Genomic DNA, 15,938 nt, shown 5'->3' with positions numbered 1-15,938 from the left:
AAGCCTTTGTTATTGAGCTTTTGGCTTGCGATTAGCAGGACGGCGAGGCTTGTTACTCGCGTTACCTGAACGAGGCTTCGCTTTACCCTCTCCGCGTTGGCCGTTGCCATTTTTGTTCTCGCCCTTTGGCTTACTGTGACCAAAGTGACGCTTGTTCTTACTGGCTGGCTTATTACCGCGAGCGTTATCGCCAGAGCACTGACCGTCCTGATGTTCGGCTTTAGGTTGCTTAGGCTTTTTCGGCTTCTTAGGTTTCTTTGGCTTAATTGGGCGAGTATCTAGCTTTGACTCAGGAAGCTCGTTGACGGGTTTGAAACCTTCTAGTTCAAGGCGAGGAAGCACTTGCTGAATTAGGCGCTCAATACCAAATAGCTCGCTTGCTTCGGCAGCTTCAACCAATGAATATGCCTTACCGACTTCACCTGCACGACCGGTACGACCAATACGGTGAACGTAATCTTCAGAGACATGCGGCAGCTCGAAGTTGACCACCTGAGGAAGCTGAGGAATATCGATACCACGTGCGGCAATATCAGTAGCAACCAATACGCGAATATCGCCTGATTTAAAATCTGCTAATGCGCGAGTACGTGCGCCTTGGCTTTTATTGCCGTGAATTGGCGCTGCTGTAATGCCTTCTTTATTGAGGAAGAAAGCTAAGCGGTTCGCGCCATGCTTAGTGCGGCAAAAAACCAGTGTCTGTTGCCAATTACCATCTTGAATAAGCTTGGCTAGCATTGGCGCTTTCTTGCGTTTGTCTGCTGGGTAGATGCTTTGCTCGATGGTGACTGCAGTTGAATTCTCTTTGCTCACTGAGACTTCTACTGGGTTGTTCACCAAGCCTTTTGCAAGCTCGCGGATCTCAGGTGAGAAAGTCGCAGAGAACAACAAGTTTTGGCGCTTCGTAGGCAGTAAGTTGAGAATCTTACGGATGTCACGAATAAAGCCCATATCCAACATGCGGTCTGCTTCATCAAGTACCAATACTTCAAGTTGGTCGAACTTAATCGCATTTTGTTGGTAAAGGTCGAGTAGGCGACCTGGAGTGGCCACTAACACATCACAACCTTTACGCAGTTTCATCATTTGTGGGTTAACTTTAACCCCACCAAACACAACTTGAGAGGTAAGTTTTTGGTGGCGACTGTATTTAAACACGTTTTCCTGAACCTGTGCGGCAAGCTCGCGTGTTGGGGTCAATACTAAGGCACGAATATGATTGCCTTTCACGCGTTGACCATTGTCCAAACGTTCAAGGATCGGTAATGTGAAGCCTGCGGTTTTACCTGTACCTGTCTGCGCTGCTGCCATAACATCTTTACCTGCAAGTACGGCAGGAATTGCTTGCTCCTGAATCGGAGACGGTTTGTCATAGCCTTGTTCTTCAATAGCTTTGAGGATTGGGGCAGAAAGGCCTAAAGAGGTAAAACCCATATATTGTTCTCTGTAAGTGGTGTGTGATCGGGCAAGACATCAACAAAAGATGTCGCCACGAAAAAGGGCGCCATTCTGAGCCCTTTAGCGGTGAACATCAACCAAATTATGACTTGGTTGAAGAAAGTACGCCTTTTTTTGTTAGCAGAAAAACCGTCATCGCCAAGACGAGACCAGATAGAGCACCAAATAGATGAGACTCCACTGCCACGCGCGCGTTGATTATCTCACTCGTCGAAGCTGATGCCCCCATTGTCATCTCCCAGCCAACTTTTGCTAGTACGCCAACGACCAACAGCCAGCTACTTTTTCTGTTGTTTAAAGCTTCCTGAAGGGCAAAATAAGCGAATAACCCGTGCAGAACGCCAGAGAGACCGACATAACCATTCATGCTACTTAGGAAGTTCAGCCCGCCGATAGCAAGACTAACGATAATCAGGCTAAAAAGGAGTGCCTTGGGGGATGGCTTGAAGATAAAACTGATCACCCAAAGACCGGCGAGATTCATCCCTAGATGGGCAAAGTTGGTATGAGTGAAGTTTCCTGTTAGGATTCGCCACCACTGACCTTCAAGAATAAAATAACGTTGCCAGTTAACTTGGGAAGCGAAAGGTTCGAACTGAAGGCCTAGGCAAACTAAGCTGATAGCAATTAACAGAAGTAATAAGCGCACACTATGTCCCGATACTGTTCTCAATGTGGAAAGTCACTCAAAGCTTGTATCTGTGAGTGGATACAAAGCCTAACATCGAATGTCGAGTTGGTCATCCTACAACACCACAGTGAAACAAACAGACCAATGGGAACGGCGCGAATACTCAAGCTGTCACTCGCCAATAGCTATTGCTTTGAAGGGGAAGACTTCTCTGCTCATGATAAGCTCAACCAATTGCTGAACGACGAGTCCTATCATCACTTTGTGCTCTATCCGGGAGAAGGCTCGGTGAGCCATACACAAGTCGCTGCAAAGCTATCTGCCGAGCAAAAGGTAAGGGTGATCCTGTTAGATGGCACTTGGAAAAAAGCCTATAAGATGTGGCAACTATCAACCAATTTACACGCTCTGCCGTTAATTCACTTACCTGATGACTTGCAAGGTAATTACCGTATTCGCAAAGCGCCAAGCGATAATAGTCTCTCGACAGTTGAGGCGGGCTACCACATTTTGTCGCTACTCGAACCAGAGACAGATTTCCTACCTTTAATCGATGCCTTCAACCAAATGATCGAGTTTCAAATTCAGCAAATGCCACCGGGCGTGTTTGAAAAAAACTATCGCGCGGATTGAACAGACAAGTTGGTAATAAGCGGCAAAATCCAACAAAGCGACTACACTTGATCCAAGTGCGATGTTGTCAATGAGTACTTTAACCAAGTACAATGCCGCGCAATCGTTTAGTTACTGCTATTCGAAACTTCGTATAATCCCGCTGATAAGGTGCGGGAGTCTCTACCTGAAACCTCAAATTTCAGATTACGAAGAGTTAAGTGCATGGCGCTTTTCTCTTTGTATGTCATAAAGCTAATTTAGAGAAAAGTGCTTGTTAATCGATATGAATGGAGAGACAAGCATGAACCAAACCCAATTTATCCAACAACTTCCAAAAGTTGAGCTGCATTTGCATATAGAAGGCTCCCTTGAGCCAGAGATGATGTTTGAACTCGCTCAACGCAACAATATCGCGTTACCTTTTACTACCCCAGAGGAAGTGAAAGCCGCGTATCAGTTTACCAATCTTCAGTCCTTTCTAGACATCTATTACCAAGGTGCAAATGTCCTGATTCATGAGCAAGATTTTTATGATCTGACTTGGGCTTACTTGTTACGTTGTCAGCAAGATAATGTCATCCATACTGAGATATTCTTTGACCCGCAAACTCACACTGAGAGAGGGATTGCGTTTGAGACCGTGATCAGCGGTATTCACCGCGCACTAGAAGATGGTCGTGAGCAGCTTGGAATTACTAGCCAGATCATCATGTGTTTCCTACGCCACTTAGATGAAGAAAGTGCCTTTGATACCTTATTCCAAGCCCTTGAACATAAAGACAAGATTGTTGGTGTCGGTTTGGACTCCTCTGAACTTGGTCATCCGCCAGAAAAATTTGCCCGCGTATTTGCTAAAGCGATAGAGGAAGGATTCTTAACGGTGGCTCACGCAGGGGAAGAAGGTCCTGTAAGCAATATCTATGACAGCTTAGAGCTATTGAAGGTAAGCCGTATTGATCATGGTGTGAGATGCTCAGATGATGAAAACTTATTGCATGCTTTAGCGCAAAGCCAGATGCCGCTAACGGTATGCCCATTATCCAATACTAAGCTCAAGGTGTTTGAAGAGATGCATGAGCACAATATTGTTGAGCTGCTAAGGCGTGGTATCTGCGTGACGATCAATTCTGATGATCCCGCATACTTTGGTGGTTATATGACAGATAATTTCTTGGCTGTCGCCGAAGCACACTCAATGACCAATCAAGAGCTGGCGAAGTTTACCCGCAATGCGATTGCCGCCAGTTTCATCAGTGATGAAGAGAAGCAAAAACTAAGAGAAAAGCTGGGCGAATTTATTAGTTCGGTGAGTTAACTCGCTGGTATGAATCAAGAGGGCAGCGATAACGCTGCCCTTTACGTTTAGTGAGAAGAAAACAGTTGCTGGTGGAGTCTTTGTGCGTGTCCATCTGTCATCGAAGATATGTAATCAGCAATGACTCGAAAGCCCGCACTCTCACTCTCTTTGTCTAACCACTTCTGGCGTACATTGATGGGCAATAATCGCTCTGGGTCAGCGCTAAGTGCTTCGAAAATATCCATAATGATCTGCTGACCTTTGTATTCCACCACTTGAACGTGAGGCACTTGTATCACGTAGTCACTGACAAACTTCTTCAATACATCAAGTGCTTTTGCCATCGATGGTTCTAATACGGCATTGAAAGCCAACAGTTCGCTCTGGAACGGGGCATCAATTGGTTTAATAGAAATACTGGTCAGCAGCGCGTTAACCATACCACCAATCGCATCTTTGCGCTGGTAATGAGTTCCGGCAAAAAGCATCTCGGTGATCGAAGCAATGTGTTTTTCAAACCAATGGTCACCGCATTCCGACAAGTGGCTAGAAGCACCTTCAATCCATTGGTGGCGATTAACCATTCCCAGTACAATCGCATCTTCAAGATCATGCACTCCGTAAGCAATATCGTCCGCGAGTTCCATGATTGAACAATCAATCGATTTATAGCGAGTTTTGCTATGCTGGGTGTCACTGACTTTCTCTTCACGCATCTGGCTGAATAGCAATTTATCTTGTTCACTTAAAGGCTCGACAACCCAGTCAAATAAGGTTTTATCGCAGTCGTAAAGCCCTTTTGCCGGCGACCAATCTTTCGCTCTTAACTTACGTTGGTGGGAAACACTGTCTGGAACCTTTGCGGCGCGAGTCTGGCTAATCATCGCAGGGTATTTGATCAGGCCAAGTAAAGTCCGGCGCGCCAGGTTCATACCAAATTGTTCAGTGTAGGGCTCCAACTTGGTCACGATACGAAAGGTTTGGGCATTGCCTTCAAAGCCGCCATGTTCCCGCATCATATAATTGAGAGCCACTTCGCCGCCGTGACCATAGGGTGGGTGACCAATGTCGTGAGCAAGACATAACGAATCGATTAGGCTGTCACTGGGTAATAAATCTCTAAACTCAGGTTGTTTCTTTTTCAACTGGGCGACTATACCTGTGCCCAATTGAGCGGCCTCTAATGAGTGAGTTAAGCGAGTTCGGTGAAAGTCGTCGAAGCTATTACCATGTACTTGGGTTTTTGCTTGTAAGCGGCGAAAAGCGGCAGAGTGCAGGATGCGTGCCCGATCCCTTTGATATGGACTGCGGTGGTCATCACGACGGATTTTATGTTCATCATCGTGGCGTTCATGCCATAAATCGCTGATTTTAAACGTCATAGGCTGCGCTCCCCTGTTTTTTCTTACCGTACACGTATACGCTAGTGACTGCAAGATCAGTCGCGCATCGTTAGAGTCAGCATTGCTGCTACAGCGAGAAAGCCAGTCATCATCAGAAACACATCGTTATAAGCCATAATCGCTGCATCTCTTTGCATTGTAGCAACCAAACTGGCTTGAGCTTGCTGCAACGCTGTTGCGCTATCACTGCCTGCTTGAACAAAGAAGCTCTGTTGTTGCTGCAGAGTTTGCCAACCTAACTGACTGACAGTGGGTAGCGACTCTTTGATATGAGCCAAATGTTCGCGCGTTTTGTTATCAAGCAAAGTAGCAATCACTGCGATACTGAAAGCACCACCCAAATTACGCATAACGTTAGTGAGGGTGGAAGCATCAGGTGTCTCATGCTTGGCGATGTTCTTCATTGCGACTAAAGATAACGGGACCATAATAAATGGACTACCAATGGCGCGTAGTACCATGGATAAAATCAGCTGCTGACCACCAAAATCTACGGTCATATGAGTGTTGACGTAACAACTTAAGCCAAACATGGCAAAGCCAAACGTCACTAAGTATTTGGGCTTAATGATTTGAGTTAACTTTGGCACCAGCGGAAAAATCAGTAGCTGAGGGAAGCCCATCCACATCAACACCTCACCGATCTCCATCGCGTTATATTGTTGAATCTGAGTGAGGTACATCGGTAGGACATAGATCGAGCCCAGTAACGCCATACCAAGAATCAGATAAGCGATACAAGACATTGCAAATTGCCCGTCTCTCAGTAGCCGTAGGTTAACCAATGGCCTTTTGTGCTGCAGTTCATTAATCACAAAATAGACTAAGCTCACGGCGGATATGATCGCCAAGGTGATGATAAAGCTAGAGCTGAACCACTCCTCGCGGTTACCTTCTTCAAGAACTACTTCTAGACAACCTAAGCCCAGTGCCATAGTTGCTATACCAAACCAGTCGGCATTTTTGAGTGTTGCTAGCTCTAGAGGTTCATCATCCAAACCATAGCGAATCATCGCAATCACTAAGAAAGCAGGCGGAATGTTGATATAAAAGATGTAGTGCCAAGAGAGATTTTCCGTCAACCAGCCACCAAACGTTGGGCCAATAGACGGTGCAAAAGTGGCAGTGACACCAAACAGTGCCATACCTACCGCACGTTTATTGAGAGGCAAAAGCTGCACGACCAATGAAAAGGCAAGAGGGATTAGAGCGCCACCGCTAAAGCCTTGCATCGCGCGGAATACGATCATTGAGGTCATATTCCATGAGAAAGAACACAGCAGGGACGAAAGGGTAAAAATCGCGGTTGTCCAAGTGAGATAACGGCGTTTCCCCAGTGCTTTTGATAGCCAACCGCTGAGCGGAATGGCAATCATTTCTGCCACGAGATAAGAGGTAGAGATCCAAGAACTCTCATCTAAGGTGGCAGAAAGTGCACCTTGAATATCTTTAAGTGAAGAGTTGGTGATTTGAATATCAAGAATCGCCATAAACGCGCCGATAAGGCCGCCAAATAGGGCTATCCAGTGACGCGTCGGCACTTGTTGCTCTTCAACAGTAGGACTAATTGCAGCACTCGCCATGATTAGCCTCGCGTATCAATGGTCGCGATAACAGACAAACCTGGAAGCAAGCGGCCTTTTAGCTCTTTAGCATCAGGAATCGTGATTTTGACGGGGACACGTTGTACGATTTTGGTGAAGTTGCCTGTCGCATTTTCAGGTGGCAGTAGAGCGAACTTCGCACCAGTGGCAGGAGAGAAGCTATCGACGACCCCTTCTAGATGCTTGCCAGGAAAAGCATCCAACTCGACTTCAACTTTTTGCCCTTTATGAATGCCGCTCAGTTGGGTCTCTTTGAAGTTGGCTTCAATCCACACTGCGTTGTTCGGTACTAAGCTCATCAATGGTGCGCCAGCTTGAACTAACAGACCTTCGCGAACGCTTCGTTTGCCTATGATGCCATCTGTTGGTGCGTAAACTTTGGTGTAATCCAAGTTTAGCTGAGCTTGTTTTAGCCCTGCTTGCGCTTCGGTTACTGAAGCTCGTGCTTGTTCAATTTCACTGGCAATGACATTCAATTGCTCGTTTGCGGCATCTAGGCTAGCTTTCGCTTCGTCAAGTTGTGCCATTGTGACTTTTTGTTGAGCGAGCATGCTGTCTACTTCATCTTGAGAAGCGTAGTTGCGTTTTAACAGGCTGCGTGAGCGTGCCACTTGCTGAACGGCGCGATCGTATTCTGCTTGCGCTGACTCAACTTGGCTTTCAGCTTGGTGGATTTGGCTGCGTTGCAGTTTTTGCTGAGCAACAAGGTTGTTCTCACTTGCTTCGGTGACGGTTAGGTGTGCTTTGGCTTGCTCTAGAGCCGCTTGATAATCGCGGTCATCAATTTGTACTAATAGGTCACCCTGTTTTACCGCTTGGTTGTCAGTGATGTAAGACTTCGCGATATAGCCTGAAACTTTAGGGCTGATACTGGTGATATCACCTTGCAAATAGGCATTATCGGTAGACTCGAAGTATTGACCATATGTAAGCCAGTAACCACCACCCAGCAACCCCAGTGACAGCATAATTGCAGTGGCAATTAATGGAGCCTTATTACGTTTGCGAGGTTTGGTTGGGGCGTTATGGTTCTCGGTCATAATGATTCTCGTAGGGGAAAGAAGGATGTAACAAATTGTAAAGGAATTGGATTGGTTGATAAGATAGGAAAAACTGAAAACACTGTTGCACAAATTGTTCTAATACACAGAGGGGATATTCAATGGACTTGAACGCTATAACCGTTTTTGCACAAGTGGTTGAGTGCGGAAGTTTCACTCACGCGGCAGAGGCATTGAATATGACCAAATCCACGGTAAGTCGAAAGTTAGGAGAGTTAGAACAACACTTAGGTGTGAGATTGATCACTCGATCTACTCGTAGCCTAATGTTAACTCCGGAAGGGGAGCGCTTTTATCAATCTAGCCAGCAGATGCTTGAGCTTCTTAATCAGGCAGAGCTGGAAGTGAGTGCTAACCAAGACTTAATCAGAGGGCCGCTCAATGTCGTGTTTCCTGTCGAGCTTGGTCAGCAAGTGCTAAGCAAATACATCCACCAATTCTTGGCCGATTTTCCTCATGTAACGTTGAATCTGGAGCTGACGAATCGTGAAGTAGACATCATTGCAGAGGGCATTGACCTTTATGCGCAAATCGGTGAGCTAGAAGACTCAAGCTTAGTGTCGAGATATCTCGCTTCCTCAAAACGTGTTTTGGTGGCTAGCCCTGAGTATCTGGAAAAATTTGGCCAGATTGATAGTCATCTCGATCTGAAAGAGCCTCACCAGATTGTCGAAGTGTTTAACAAAGGAGCCCGTTTGCCTAAGTGGCATCTCGGTTTAGAAAACGGTTTGTCCTACCAAATAGACTTACCCTATCAATTGAGAGTAAACACCATTACTTCATGTCTTAACGCTTGTCTTGATGGGCTTGGCATCTCAGTGTTGCCTGAGTTCATCTGTTTGGAGCATTTCAACAGTGGTCGATTAGTTCGGCTTTTACCTGATTACATAATGCCGGAAGTCAGTGTTAGCTTGGTTTATGCCGACCGACAGTTAATGCCAAAGCGCGAAAAAGTGTTCATTGACTATCTATTGGATGCTTTTCATAACGAACATCCGCCAGCTAACTAATTTCGTCGAGTGATAGCTCAAAGCTAGGCGCAAAGGTATTGAGGAAATAGTCCATCTCTGGTGTACGGCGCTCTTGCAAAGTGATATCAAGACGCTTCTTGGCTAATGCATATTCATGATTTCCTGCACTGAGTTCCTCTAGACATTTCAAGTAGGCACAGATGGTGTCTGCTTGCTTCACTATGGCGGCATCTTCGATGTGCGCAGACTTAGAGACTAGAAAGGGCGCGAAATCATCACGAAACTCTTCAGGCAACATAGAGAGTAGCTTTTGCTCTGCCGCAGCTTCGATCTTTTTGTATTCTTTGGCGATCTCTGGGTTGTAGTATTTGACGGGGGTAGGTAAATCACCAGTAAGCACTTCACTGGTGTCGTGATACATACCAAGGATGGCGATTCTTTCTGGATTTAGCGTTCCACCAAACTTTTTGTTTTTGATCATGGCTAAAGCGTGGGCAACAAATGCGACCTGCAAACTATGCTCTGAGATGTTTTCCGTCGAGACTGAACGCATCAAAGGCCAACGCTGAATCAGCTTCATACGCGCTAGGTGAGCAAAAAAGTGACTTTCCTTTGGATTACTGTTTGGCATTTGTTCCTCCCTAAACAAAAAAGGACACTCGATGAGTGCCCTTTAAGCATATGAAAGTTCAGCGCTAATTACTACTGACTATAAGTAGATAAGAAGCGTTCAAAACGACCAATCGCCATTTCCAAATCTTCGACATGCGGCAAGGTCACAATGCGGAAGTGATCCGGTTTCGGCCAGTTAAAGCCGGTTCCTTGAACTAGCAGTACTTTCTCTTGAATCAAGAAGTCGAGCACCATCTTTTGATCGTCTTTGATGTTGTACATCTTGGTGTCGATTTTCGGGAACAGGTACATGGCACCTTTTGGCTTAACGCAAGAGACGCCAGGAATTTGATTGATTAGATCAAAAGCTTTGTCTCGCTGCTCTAGCAAACGCCCACCAGGCAAGATCAGTTCGTTAATACTCTGATAGCCACCTAATGCGGTTTGGATAGCATGTTGCATCGGCACATTGGCACACAGGCGCATCGATGAAAGCATATCGAGGCCATTGATGTACCCCTGAGCTTGATGCTTAGGCCCTGTAAGGAACATCCAACCGCCACGGAAACCACAAACACGATAAGCTTTTGATAAACCGTTAAAAGTCACGACTAGCACATCTTCTGTTAAGGTCGCTACCGATGTGTGTGTCGCACCATCATAGAGAACCTTGTCGTAAATTTCGTCGGCAAAAATGATCAGCTTGTGCTGGCGAGCAATTTCAATCACTTCCAGTAAGAAATCACGACTGTAAACTGCACCTGTTGGGTTGTTTGGGTTGATCAGAACAATGCCGCGAGTTTTTGGCGTGATCTTGCTTTTAATATCATCTAGGTCTGGATACCAATCCGCTTCTTCATCACACATATAGTGAACAGCTTTACCACCGGACAAGGCAACCGAAGCTGTCCAGAGTGGGTAGTCAGGCGCAGGGACGAGCATTTCGTCACCATTGTTTAGCAAAGCCTGCATTGCCATAACAATAAGCTCTGATGCACCGTTACCTACATAGACGTCTTCGACATCAAGAGAGCGTATGCCTTTACGTTGGTAATGCTGAACCACCGCTTTACGAGCAGAGTAGATACCTTTTGAATCACAGTAACCTTGCGAAGTTGGCAGATTACGGATTACATCAACCAAAATTTCGTCAGGGGCGTCGAAGCCAAATGGGGCAGGGTTACCGATGTTCAATTTCAGTATTTTATGCCCCTCTTCCTCCATGCGCTTAGCATGTTTGAGTACAGGACCCCTAATGTCATAGCAGACATTGTCGAGTTTTGACGACATCCCGATATTTTGCATTGATTAAAACCTAAATATTATTGAATTTCTTTATTAAAGTACCTGAAAAAGAGGTTCTTTAGAATAAAAATCTGATTAGATAATAAGATTTAATGCCTTGTAGCACGCCCGTTATCACAGGATTTTGCAAAACATTGGTTTCAACCTTGATTTGAGTAGGGTCTATAAATAGAGTAGCGACATATAATGAAATAATAACCCCCATGCATACGAGGCTGATTTGTCATACTTTCATCAAGCCGTAGCTGAACTGATTGAACGCGTAAAGGAAGCAGAAGATGGTGTAAACCGTCTGGTTCAAGTTCTTGAGGAAAAACCTGACTTTGCATTTATAGATTGGTTGGAAGCGCAGCCGCTATTTCCAAAGTTTTACTGGCAATCTCGTGATACTAGAGAAGAGGTTGTAGCGTTAGGACAGCTGCATACGTTTGTCGAACCTGCGCCTGCCTATACTATTCTCGCCGACGATCAGCGTATTTGGGGAGGCCGCTCCTTTGATGGTCATACAGGTAAAAATCGCCGTTGTATGTCCTCTTTTTTCTTCTTACCGCAAATTGAACTGATTCGTTTTGATCAGCAATGGTCACTCGCGGTGAATCTTAACGCCGAAAAACATCGTACTTTGGCGAGCTTATATAAGCTGCAGCTTGAGGTTTCTCCTATATTGCCAGTCTCTTCGCATATAGAAACCATCCAGCATACGCCTGAAAAAGAGCAATGGTCACAGTTGGTAGATAAGGTACTGACTGGCATCAAAAACGATGAATTCAAGAAAGTGGTTTTGGCGCGTAAAACCGAGGTGAATCTTGATAGACCGCTGTGCGCATCTCAGCTACTGAAGGCTAGCTATCTACAAAACCATCACAGCTTTCACTTTCTGCTCTCATTAGATAAGAAACACAGCTTTTTAGGCTCGACCCCAGAGCGCTTGTATGCGCGTCAAGGTCAGGAGCTTTATACCGAAGCGCTTGCAGGCACCATTGGGCGCGGTAGTAATGCCAGTCAAGATATGGAGCTAGCGAACTGGTTGTCGAATGACATTAAGAACCTTAACGAAAATCAGTATGTGGTCGACGATATTATTGAGCGCCTAACTCCACATTCTGAGCATGTTGAAGTAGAGCAAGAAGCAAGGTTAGTTCGCTTACGTAAAGTGCAGCACTTAAAACGCAGTATTCATGCTCACCTCAATAAGGGTGTCAACGGGGTACAATTGCTTAGCGCTCTACAGCCAACCGCTGCCGTTGCCGGATTACCACGCGAAGAATCCATGGCGTTCATTCAAGAGCATGAACCGTTTGCTCGTGGTTGGTATGCAGGTTCAATGGGTTTTATTAGTCATCAAAGGGCGGAGTTTTGCGTCGCTATCCGCAGTGCGTTAGTGCTTAACGATCAAGTTCAGCTTTTTGCTGGAGCTGGAATTGTTCCTGGTTCTATTGCTGAACATGAATGGCAGGAGCTTGATAAAAAAATGTCGACGTTACTGTCCTTAATTTCTGATAACCCTCCATTGGGAGTAGCTTCATAGATGAGTGGCAGTTCATACTCAATTGAGCAGGCGGTGGTAAATCGCATTTGGTGTCAGACTATTTTGGAAGAGCTATCGCGCTTTGGGGTCAGTGAGGTTTGCGTTGCCCCAGGCTCACGTTCAACGCCATTGACCTTAGAAGCCGATGAAAATCCTAACCTGACTTTGCATACCCATTTTGATGAACGCGGTTTAGGCTTTCTTGCGCTTGGATTAGCGAAAGCAAGCCGAAAACCTGTTGCTGTAGTGGTCACTTCCGGGACAGCTGTCGCGAACTTGTTGCCAGCGATTGCAGAAGCTAAGCTCACTGGTGAAAAACTGGTGGTGTTAACGGCTGATAGACCAGTCGAGTTGGTTGGATGTGGAGCCAACCAAGCGATTGATCAATCGGGGATCTTCTCATCGCATGTCACTGCATCGCTTGAGTTGCCAAGTCCCTCTTTGACAACACCTCTGAAGTGGTTACTTACTTCCGTTGATAACGTCATGCACAGCCAAGCAAAGGTAGGGTGTGCTGTGCATATCAACTGTCCTTTTCCTGAGCCCTTATATAGCGCTCAAGATAAATCAATTTATCAAGATTACTTAGAAACGGTTTCGAGCTGGTGGCAGAGCAATACCACCTATACTCGCCAGTTGTCAGCAGGTATTGAACAACAGATCCACTTTAGTGATTTCGCTGATAAAAAAGGCGCGATTGTTCTTGGTAGCGTTACCTTAAGCGAAGCGCGATTAGCAAAGCAGTTAGCCGAAACATTAGGTTGGCCGTTATTGAGCGATCCTCAATCGGGGGTGACTTCTGCTTGGGCTCATTACGATTTATGGCTCCAAAATGACGAGCGTTCGGAATCACTTAATCAATGTGAACTAGTATTGCAGATCGGTTCAAGAATCGTGTCGAAGCGCGTAAACCAGTGGCTTGCTAATCAGGTTGAGCAGCGTAACGCTCAGTATCATTACCTTGCTCCTAGTGCCGATAGAAACAACCAATCGCATTTGATGCAAGCTCATCATGTCGCTGATATTGAAGCTTGGCTGCAGGCCTTTATTGAGACAATACCTGCACTCTGCAATACGGAATCTGGATGGGCGAATGAGTTGAAGGAAGTGTCTCAGCAGGTTGCAAACCTAGCCGCGCTTCATCTCAATACAGGTTCCTCACTAGATGAGATTGAACTTGCGCTAAGTGTTAATCTTCTAGCTAAACAGACTCAGATTTTTCTAGGTAATAGTTTGTTTGTACGCTTGATCGACATGTTTAGTGGCCTTGATGATTATACCGTGTATAGCAATCGCGGCGCTTCTGGCATCGATGGGCTAATCGCGACGGTATCAGGTGTAGTGAGAGCTAACCAACAACCGACCCTAGTATATATAGGGGATACATCGCTGCTTTATGATATCAATTCACTTGCGCTGCTTACCCACGAAAAAACACCTGTTGTGGTGGTTGTGACTAACAATGATGGTGGTGCAATCTTTGATTTACTGCCTGTACCGGAGCAGCAAAAGCAGTCACTCTATCAAATGCCACATGGCTATGATTTTGAAAGTGCCGCGAAGCAGTTCAAATTGAGTTACGACAAGCCAGAAACCTTAGCGCACTACACCCATTTAGTGAATGACCACCTATGGAACGGTGAGGGTGCATTGGTTGTTGAAGTGCAAACACCTCCAGAGCAAGCATCATCTCAACTGAAAGAGTTTATCCAACAAGTTCATGCTTTATAGTCTCGCCAGTTCAAACCTCAATTCCACTCGCCCAGTGATCGTTTTTCTACATGGCTTGCTTGGGTCTGGTTTGGACTGGAAAGAAACGCAAGCCTATTTATCTCATTATCCTGCGATTTCCATTGATCTGCCGGGACATGGACTCAGCGCTTTAGAAATTTGTTGCAATTTTAAGCACTGCTGCGATCAAATATCTGACACTCTTCTTACCCATGTGACGCCACATCAGCCTATAGTATTGGTTGGTTACTCAATGGGCGGTCGTATTGCGATGTCTGGTGTTGCCAATGGCTACTTTTCTAACCTGAATATTCAGTCACTTATTGTTGAGGGTGGCAACTTTGGTTTGCAAAGCGATTCAGATAAGCAGCAAAGGTGGCAAAACGATAGCCAATGGGCAAATCGATTTCGCAACGAGCCTATTGAGCAGGTATTAAGCGACTGGTATCAACAACCAGTATTTAGTTCGCTAAATCATGCGCAAAGACAAAAACTGATAGATAAACGCAGTGCTAATCTAGGCTCATCGGTAGCGAATATGCTTGAGGCTACATCGCTCGCGAAACAAGACTATTTACTCGATGCCCTGAAAGATTCGGGGATCAAAATTCATTATATATGTGGCGAAAAAGACAATAAGTTTAGTCAGTTGGCCAAACGAAGCGGTTTGTCTTTTAGCCAAGTTGCGAAAGCAGGGCACAATGCTCATGTTGAACAGCCACAAGCTTTCGCAAATATTGTTAAAACTCAGCTGAATACCATTGGTTAGTATGCTGAGCCAATAAGTAAACAAACTAGGAATCACCATGGCAAAAACAGTCGGTATCTCAGAAGAAGAACTATACGCTCCAGTTAACTGGAATGACTGCACAGGTGAATATGAAGATATTCAGTACCACAAATCCGAAGATGGTATCGCTAAGATCACTATCGCTCGTCCTCAAGTACGTAACGCTTTTCGTCCTCAAACCGTTAAAGAGATGATCAATGCTCTGGCAGATGCACGTTACGATGAAGGGGTTGGCGTTATTATCCTTACCGGCTTAGGTGAGAAGGCATTCTGTTCTGGCGGTGACCAGAAGATTCGTGGCGACTACGGCGGCTACCAAGATGATTCTGGTACTCACCACTTAAACGTTCTTGATTTCCAACGTCAAATTCGTACGTGTCCAAAGCCAGTGATCGCATCGGTTGCAGGTTGGGCAGTAGGTGGCGGTCACGTCCTGCATATGATGTGTGACCTAACGATTGCTGCAGAAAATGCACAATTTGGTCAAACTGGCCCTAAAGTGGGTTCATTTGACGGCGGTTGGGGCGCGTCATACATGGCTCGTATCGTTGGCCAGAAGAAAGCTCGCGAAATTTGGTTCCTATGTCGTTTCTACGACGCGCAAGAAGCACTTGATATGGGGCTAGTTAACACAGTTGTCGCAGTAGAAGATTTAGAGAAAGAAACCGTTCGCTGGTGTCGTGAAACCCTACAACACAGCCCAATGGCACTTCGTTGCTTGAAAGCGGCGCTGAATGCAGACTGTGATGGTCAAGCAGGTCTTCAGGAGCTCGCAGGTAATGCAACTATGATGTTCTACATGACTGAAGAAGGTCAGGAAGGTCGTAATGCGTTTAATGAGAAGCGTCGTCCTGACTTTAATAAATTTCCACGCAATCCCTAAGTTGTCATAGCTTTCGTCGCCAGAATCCCGATAGCGTTGTCGAAGATGC

The 15,938-nt window shown here is 45.7% G+C and carries 14 protein-coding genes and 1 riboswitch; of the genes, 7 read left to right on the top strand and 7 right to left on the bottom strand.

Features of this window, described 5'->3' with window-relative positions; genetic code table 11:
* Window positions 1-9 precede the first annotated feature (9 nt).
* A complete protein-coding gene (locus LYZ37_RS09675) occupies window positions 10-1,434 on the bottom strand; it encodes a DEAD/DEAH box helicase (protein ID WP_272785347.1) in 1,425 nt (474 codons plus the stop codon).
* A 106-nt stretch (window positions 1,435-1,540) separates the two neighbouring features.
* On the bottom strand, window positions 1,541-2,107 hold the full coding sequence (gene rrtA, locus LYZ37_RS09670) for a rhombosortase (protein ID WP_272785346.1): 567 nt from the start codon (window positions 2,105-2,107) through the stop codon (window positions 1,541-1,543).
* A gap of 3 nt (window positions 2,108-2,110) precedes the next feature.
* On the opposite strand from rrtA, the gene LYZ37_RS09665 reads away from it, so the two are divergent.
* Both LYZ37_RS09665 and LYZ37_RS09660 read left to right on the top strand, forming a co-directional pair.
* A complete protein-coding gene (locus LYZ37_RS09665) occupies window positions 2,111-2,722 on the top strand; it encodes a tRNA-uridine aminocarboxypropyltransferase (RefSeq protein WP_272785345.1) in 612 nt (203 codons plus the stop codon).
* Window positions 2,723-2,831: 109 nt separating this feature from the next.
* A riboswitch (purine riboswitch) is annotated at window positions 2,832-2,931 on the top strand.
* Between the two features lie 74 nt (window positions 2,932-3,005).
* On the top strand, window positions 3,006-4,019 hold the full coding sequence (locus tag LYZ37_RS09660) for an adenosine deaminase (RefSeq protein WP_272785344.1): 1,014 nt from the start codon (window positions 3,006-3,008) through the stop codon (window positions 4,017-4,019).
* A 47-nt stretch (window positions 4,020-4,066) separates the two neighbouring features.
* Here LYZ37_RS09660 and LYZ37_RS09655 read toward each other — a convergent pair whose 3' ends face one another.
* From LYZ37_RS09655 to LYZ37_RS09645, 3 genes are read right to left on the bottom strand one after another with little or no spacing between them, the layout of a single operon-like run.
* Window positions 4,067-5,383 carry an anti-phage deoxyguanosine triphosphatase gene (locus tag LYZ37_RS09655; RefSeq protein WP_272785343.1) on the bottom strand — a complete coding sequence of 439 codons (1,317 nt, stop codon included), beginning with the start codon at window positions 5,381-5,383 and terminating at the stop codon, window positions 4,067-4,069.
* Between the two features lie 56 nt (window positions 5,384-5,439).
* On the bottom strand, window positions 5,440-6,987 hold the full coding sequence (locus LYZ37_RS09650; protein ID WP_272785342.1) for a DHA2 family efflux MFS transporter permease subunit: 1,548 nt from the start codon (window positions 6,985-6,987) through the stop codon (window positions 5,440-5,442).
* Window positions 6,988-6,989: 2 nt separating this feature from the next.
* Window positions 6,990-8,048: an HlyD family secretion protein gene (locus LYZ37_RS09645; protein ID WP_272785341.1), complete on the bottom strand. Its 1,059-nt coding sequence runs from the start codon at window positions 8,046-8,048 to the stop codon at window positions 6,990-6,992.
* A gap of 122 nt (window positions 8,049-8,170) precedes the next feature.
* On the opposite strand from LYZ37_RS09645, the gene LYZ37_RS09640 reads away from it, so the two are divergent.
* Window positions 8,171-9,079: a LysR family transcriptional regulator gene (locus LYZ37_RS09640; protein ID WP_272785340.1), complete on the top strand. Its 909-nt coding sequence runs from the start codon at window positions 8,171-8,173 to the stop codon at window positions 9,077-9,079.
* Here LYZ37_RS09640 and yfbR read toward each other — a convergent pair.
* Both yfbR and LYZ37_RS09630 read right to left on the bottom strand, forming a co-directional pair.
* Window positions 9,072-9,671: a 5'-deoxynucleotidase gene (gene yfbR, locus LYZ37_RS09635; RefSeq protein WP_272785339.1), complete on the bottom strand. Its 600-nt coding sequence runs from the start codon at window positions 9,669-9,671 to the stop codon at window positions 9,072-9,074. The two genes, LYZ37_RS09640 and yfbR, sit on opposite strands and share 8 nt — an antisense overlap.
* Before the next feature lie 71 nt (window positions 9,672-9,742).
* Window positions 9,743-10,957, bottom strand: a complete 1,215-nt coding sequence (locus LYZ37_RS09630; RefSeq protein ID WP_272785338.1) for a pyridoxal phosphate-dependent aminotransferase — start codon at window positions 10,955-10,957, stop codon at window positions 9,743-9,745.
* A 220-nt stretch (window positions 10,958-11,177) separates the two neighbouring features.
* On the opposite strand from LYZ37_RS09630, the gene LYZ37_RS09625 reads away from it, so the two are divergent.
* From LYZ37_RS09625 to menB, 4 genes are read left to right on the top strand one after another with little or no spacing between them, the layout of a single operon-like run.
* Window positions 11,178-12,485, top strand: a complete 1,308-nt coding sequence (locus tag LYZ37_RS09625) for an isochorismate synthase (protein ID WP_171321143.1) — start codon at window positions 11,178-11,180, stop codon at window positions 12,483-12,485.
* Window positions 12,486-14,216 carry a 2-succinyl-5-enolpyruvyl-6-hydroxy-3-cyclohexene-1-carboxylic-acid synthase gene (gene menD / locus LYZ37_RS09620; RefSeq protein WP_272785337.1) on the top strand — a complete coding sequence of 577 codons (1,731 nt, stop codon included), beginning with the start codon at window positions 12,486-12,488 and terminating at the stop codon, window positions 14,214-14,216.
* Window positions 14,206-14,985, top strand: a complete 780-nt coding sequence (menH, locus tag LYZ37_RS09615) for a 2-succinyl-6-hydroxy-2,4-cyclohexadiene-1-carboxylate synthase (protein WP_272785335.1) — start codon at window positions 14,206-14,208, stop codon at window positions 14,983-14,985. The genes menD and menH overlap by 11 nt, the downstream gene beginning before the upstream one ends.
* A 37-nt stretch (window positions 14,986-15,022) precedes the next feature.
* A complete protein-coding gene (gene menB, locus LYZ37_RS09610; protein ID WP_004746667.1) occupies window positions 15,023-15,889 on the top strand; it encodes a 1,4-dihydroxy-2-naphthoyl-CoA synthase in 867 nt (288 codons plus the stop codon).
* The last annotated feature ends 49 nt before the right edge of the window (window positions 15,890-15,938 follow it).

The sequence above is a fragment of the Vibrio tubiashii genome, from assembly GCF_028551255.1.
Taxonomy (GTDB): Bacteria; Pseudomonadota; Gammaproteobacteria; order Enterobacterales; family Vibrionaceae; genus Vibrio; species Vibrio tubiashii_B.
Note: the sequence above shows the minus strand (reverse complement) of the source record. Positions and strands in the feature narration are given on the sequence as shown.

Coding starts and splice junctions, on each gene's coding strand:
- LYZ37_RS09675 (WP_272785347.1), bottom strand. CDS start 1,434: ATGGGTTTTACCTCTTTAGGCCTTTCTGCCCCAATCCTCAAAGCTATT.
- LYZ37_RS09665 (WP_272785345.1), top strand. CDS start 2,111: ATGTCCCGATACTGTTCTCAATGTGGAAAGTCACTCAAAGCTTGTATC.
- LYZ37_RS09660 (WP_272785344.1), top strand. CDS start 3,006: ATGAACCAAACCCAATTTATCCAACAACTTCCAAAAGTTGAGCTGCAT.
- LYZ37_RS09655 (WP_272785343.1), bottom strand. CDS start 5,383: ATGACGTTTAAAATCAGCGATTTATGGCATGAACGCCACGATGATGAA.
- LYZ37_RS09650 (WP_272785342.1), bottom strand. CDS start 6,987: ATGGCGAGTGCTGCAATTAGTCCTACTGTTGAAGAGCAACAAGTGCCG.
- LYZ37_RS09645 (WP_272785341.1), bottom strand. CDS start 8,048: ATGACCGAGAACCATAACGCCCCAACCAAACCTCGCAAACGTAATAAG.
- LYZ37_RS09640 (WP_272785340.1), top strand. CDS start 8,171: ATGGACTTGAACGCTATAACCGTTTTTGCACAAGTGGTTGAGTGCGGA.
- yfbR (WP_272785339.1), bottom strand. CDS start 9,671: ATGCCAAACAGTAATCCAAAGGAAAGTCACTTTTTTGCTCACCTAGCG.
- LYZ37_RS09630 (WP_272785338.1), bottom strand. CDS start 10,957: ATGCAAAATATCGGGATGTCGTCAAAACTCGACAATGTCTGCTATGAC.
- menD (WP_272785337.1), top strand. CDS start 12,486: ATGAGTGGCAGTTCATACTCAATTGAGCAGGCGGTGGTAAATCGCATT.
- menH (WP_272785335.1), top strand. CDS start 14,206: ATGCTTTATAGTCTCGCCAGTTCAAACCTCAATTCCACTCGCCCAGTG.
- menB (WP_004746667.1), top strand. CDS start 15,023: ATGGCAAAAACAGTCGGTATCTCAGAAGAAGAACTATACGCTCCAGTT.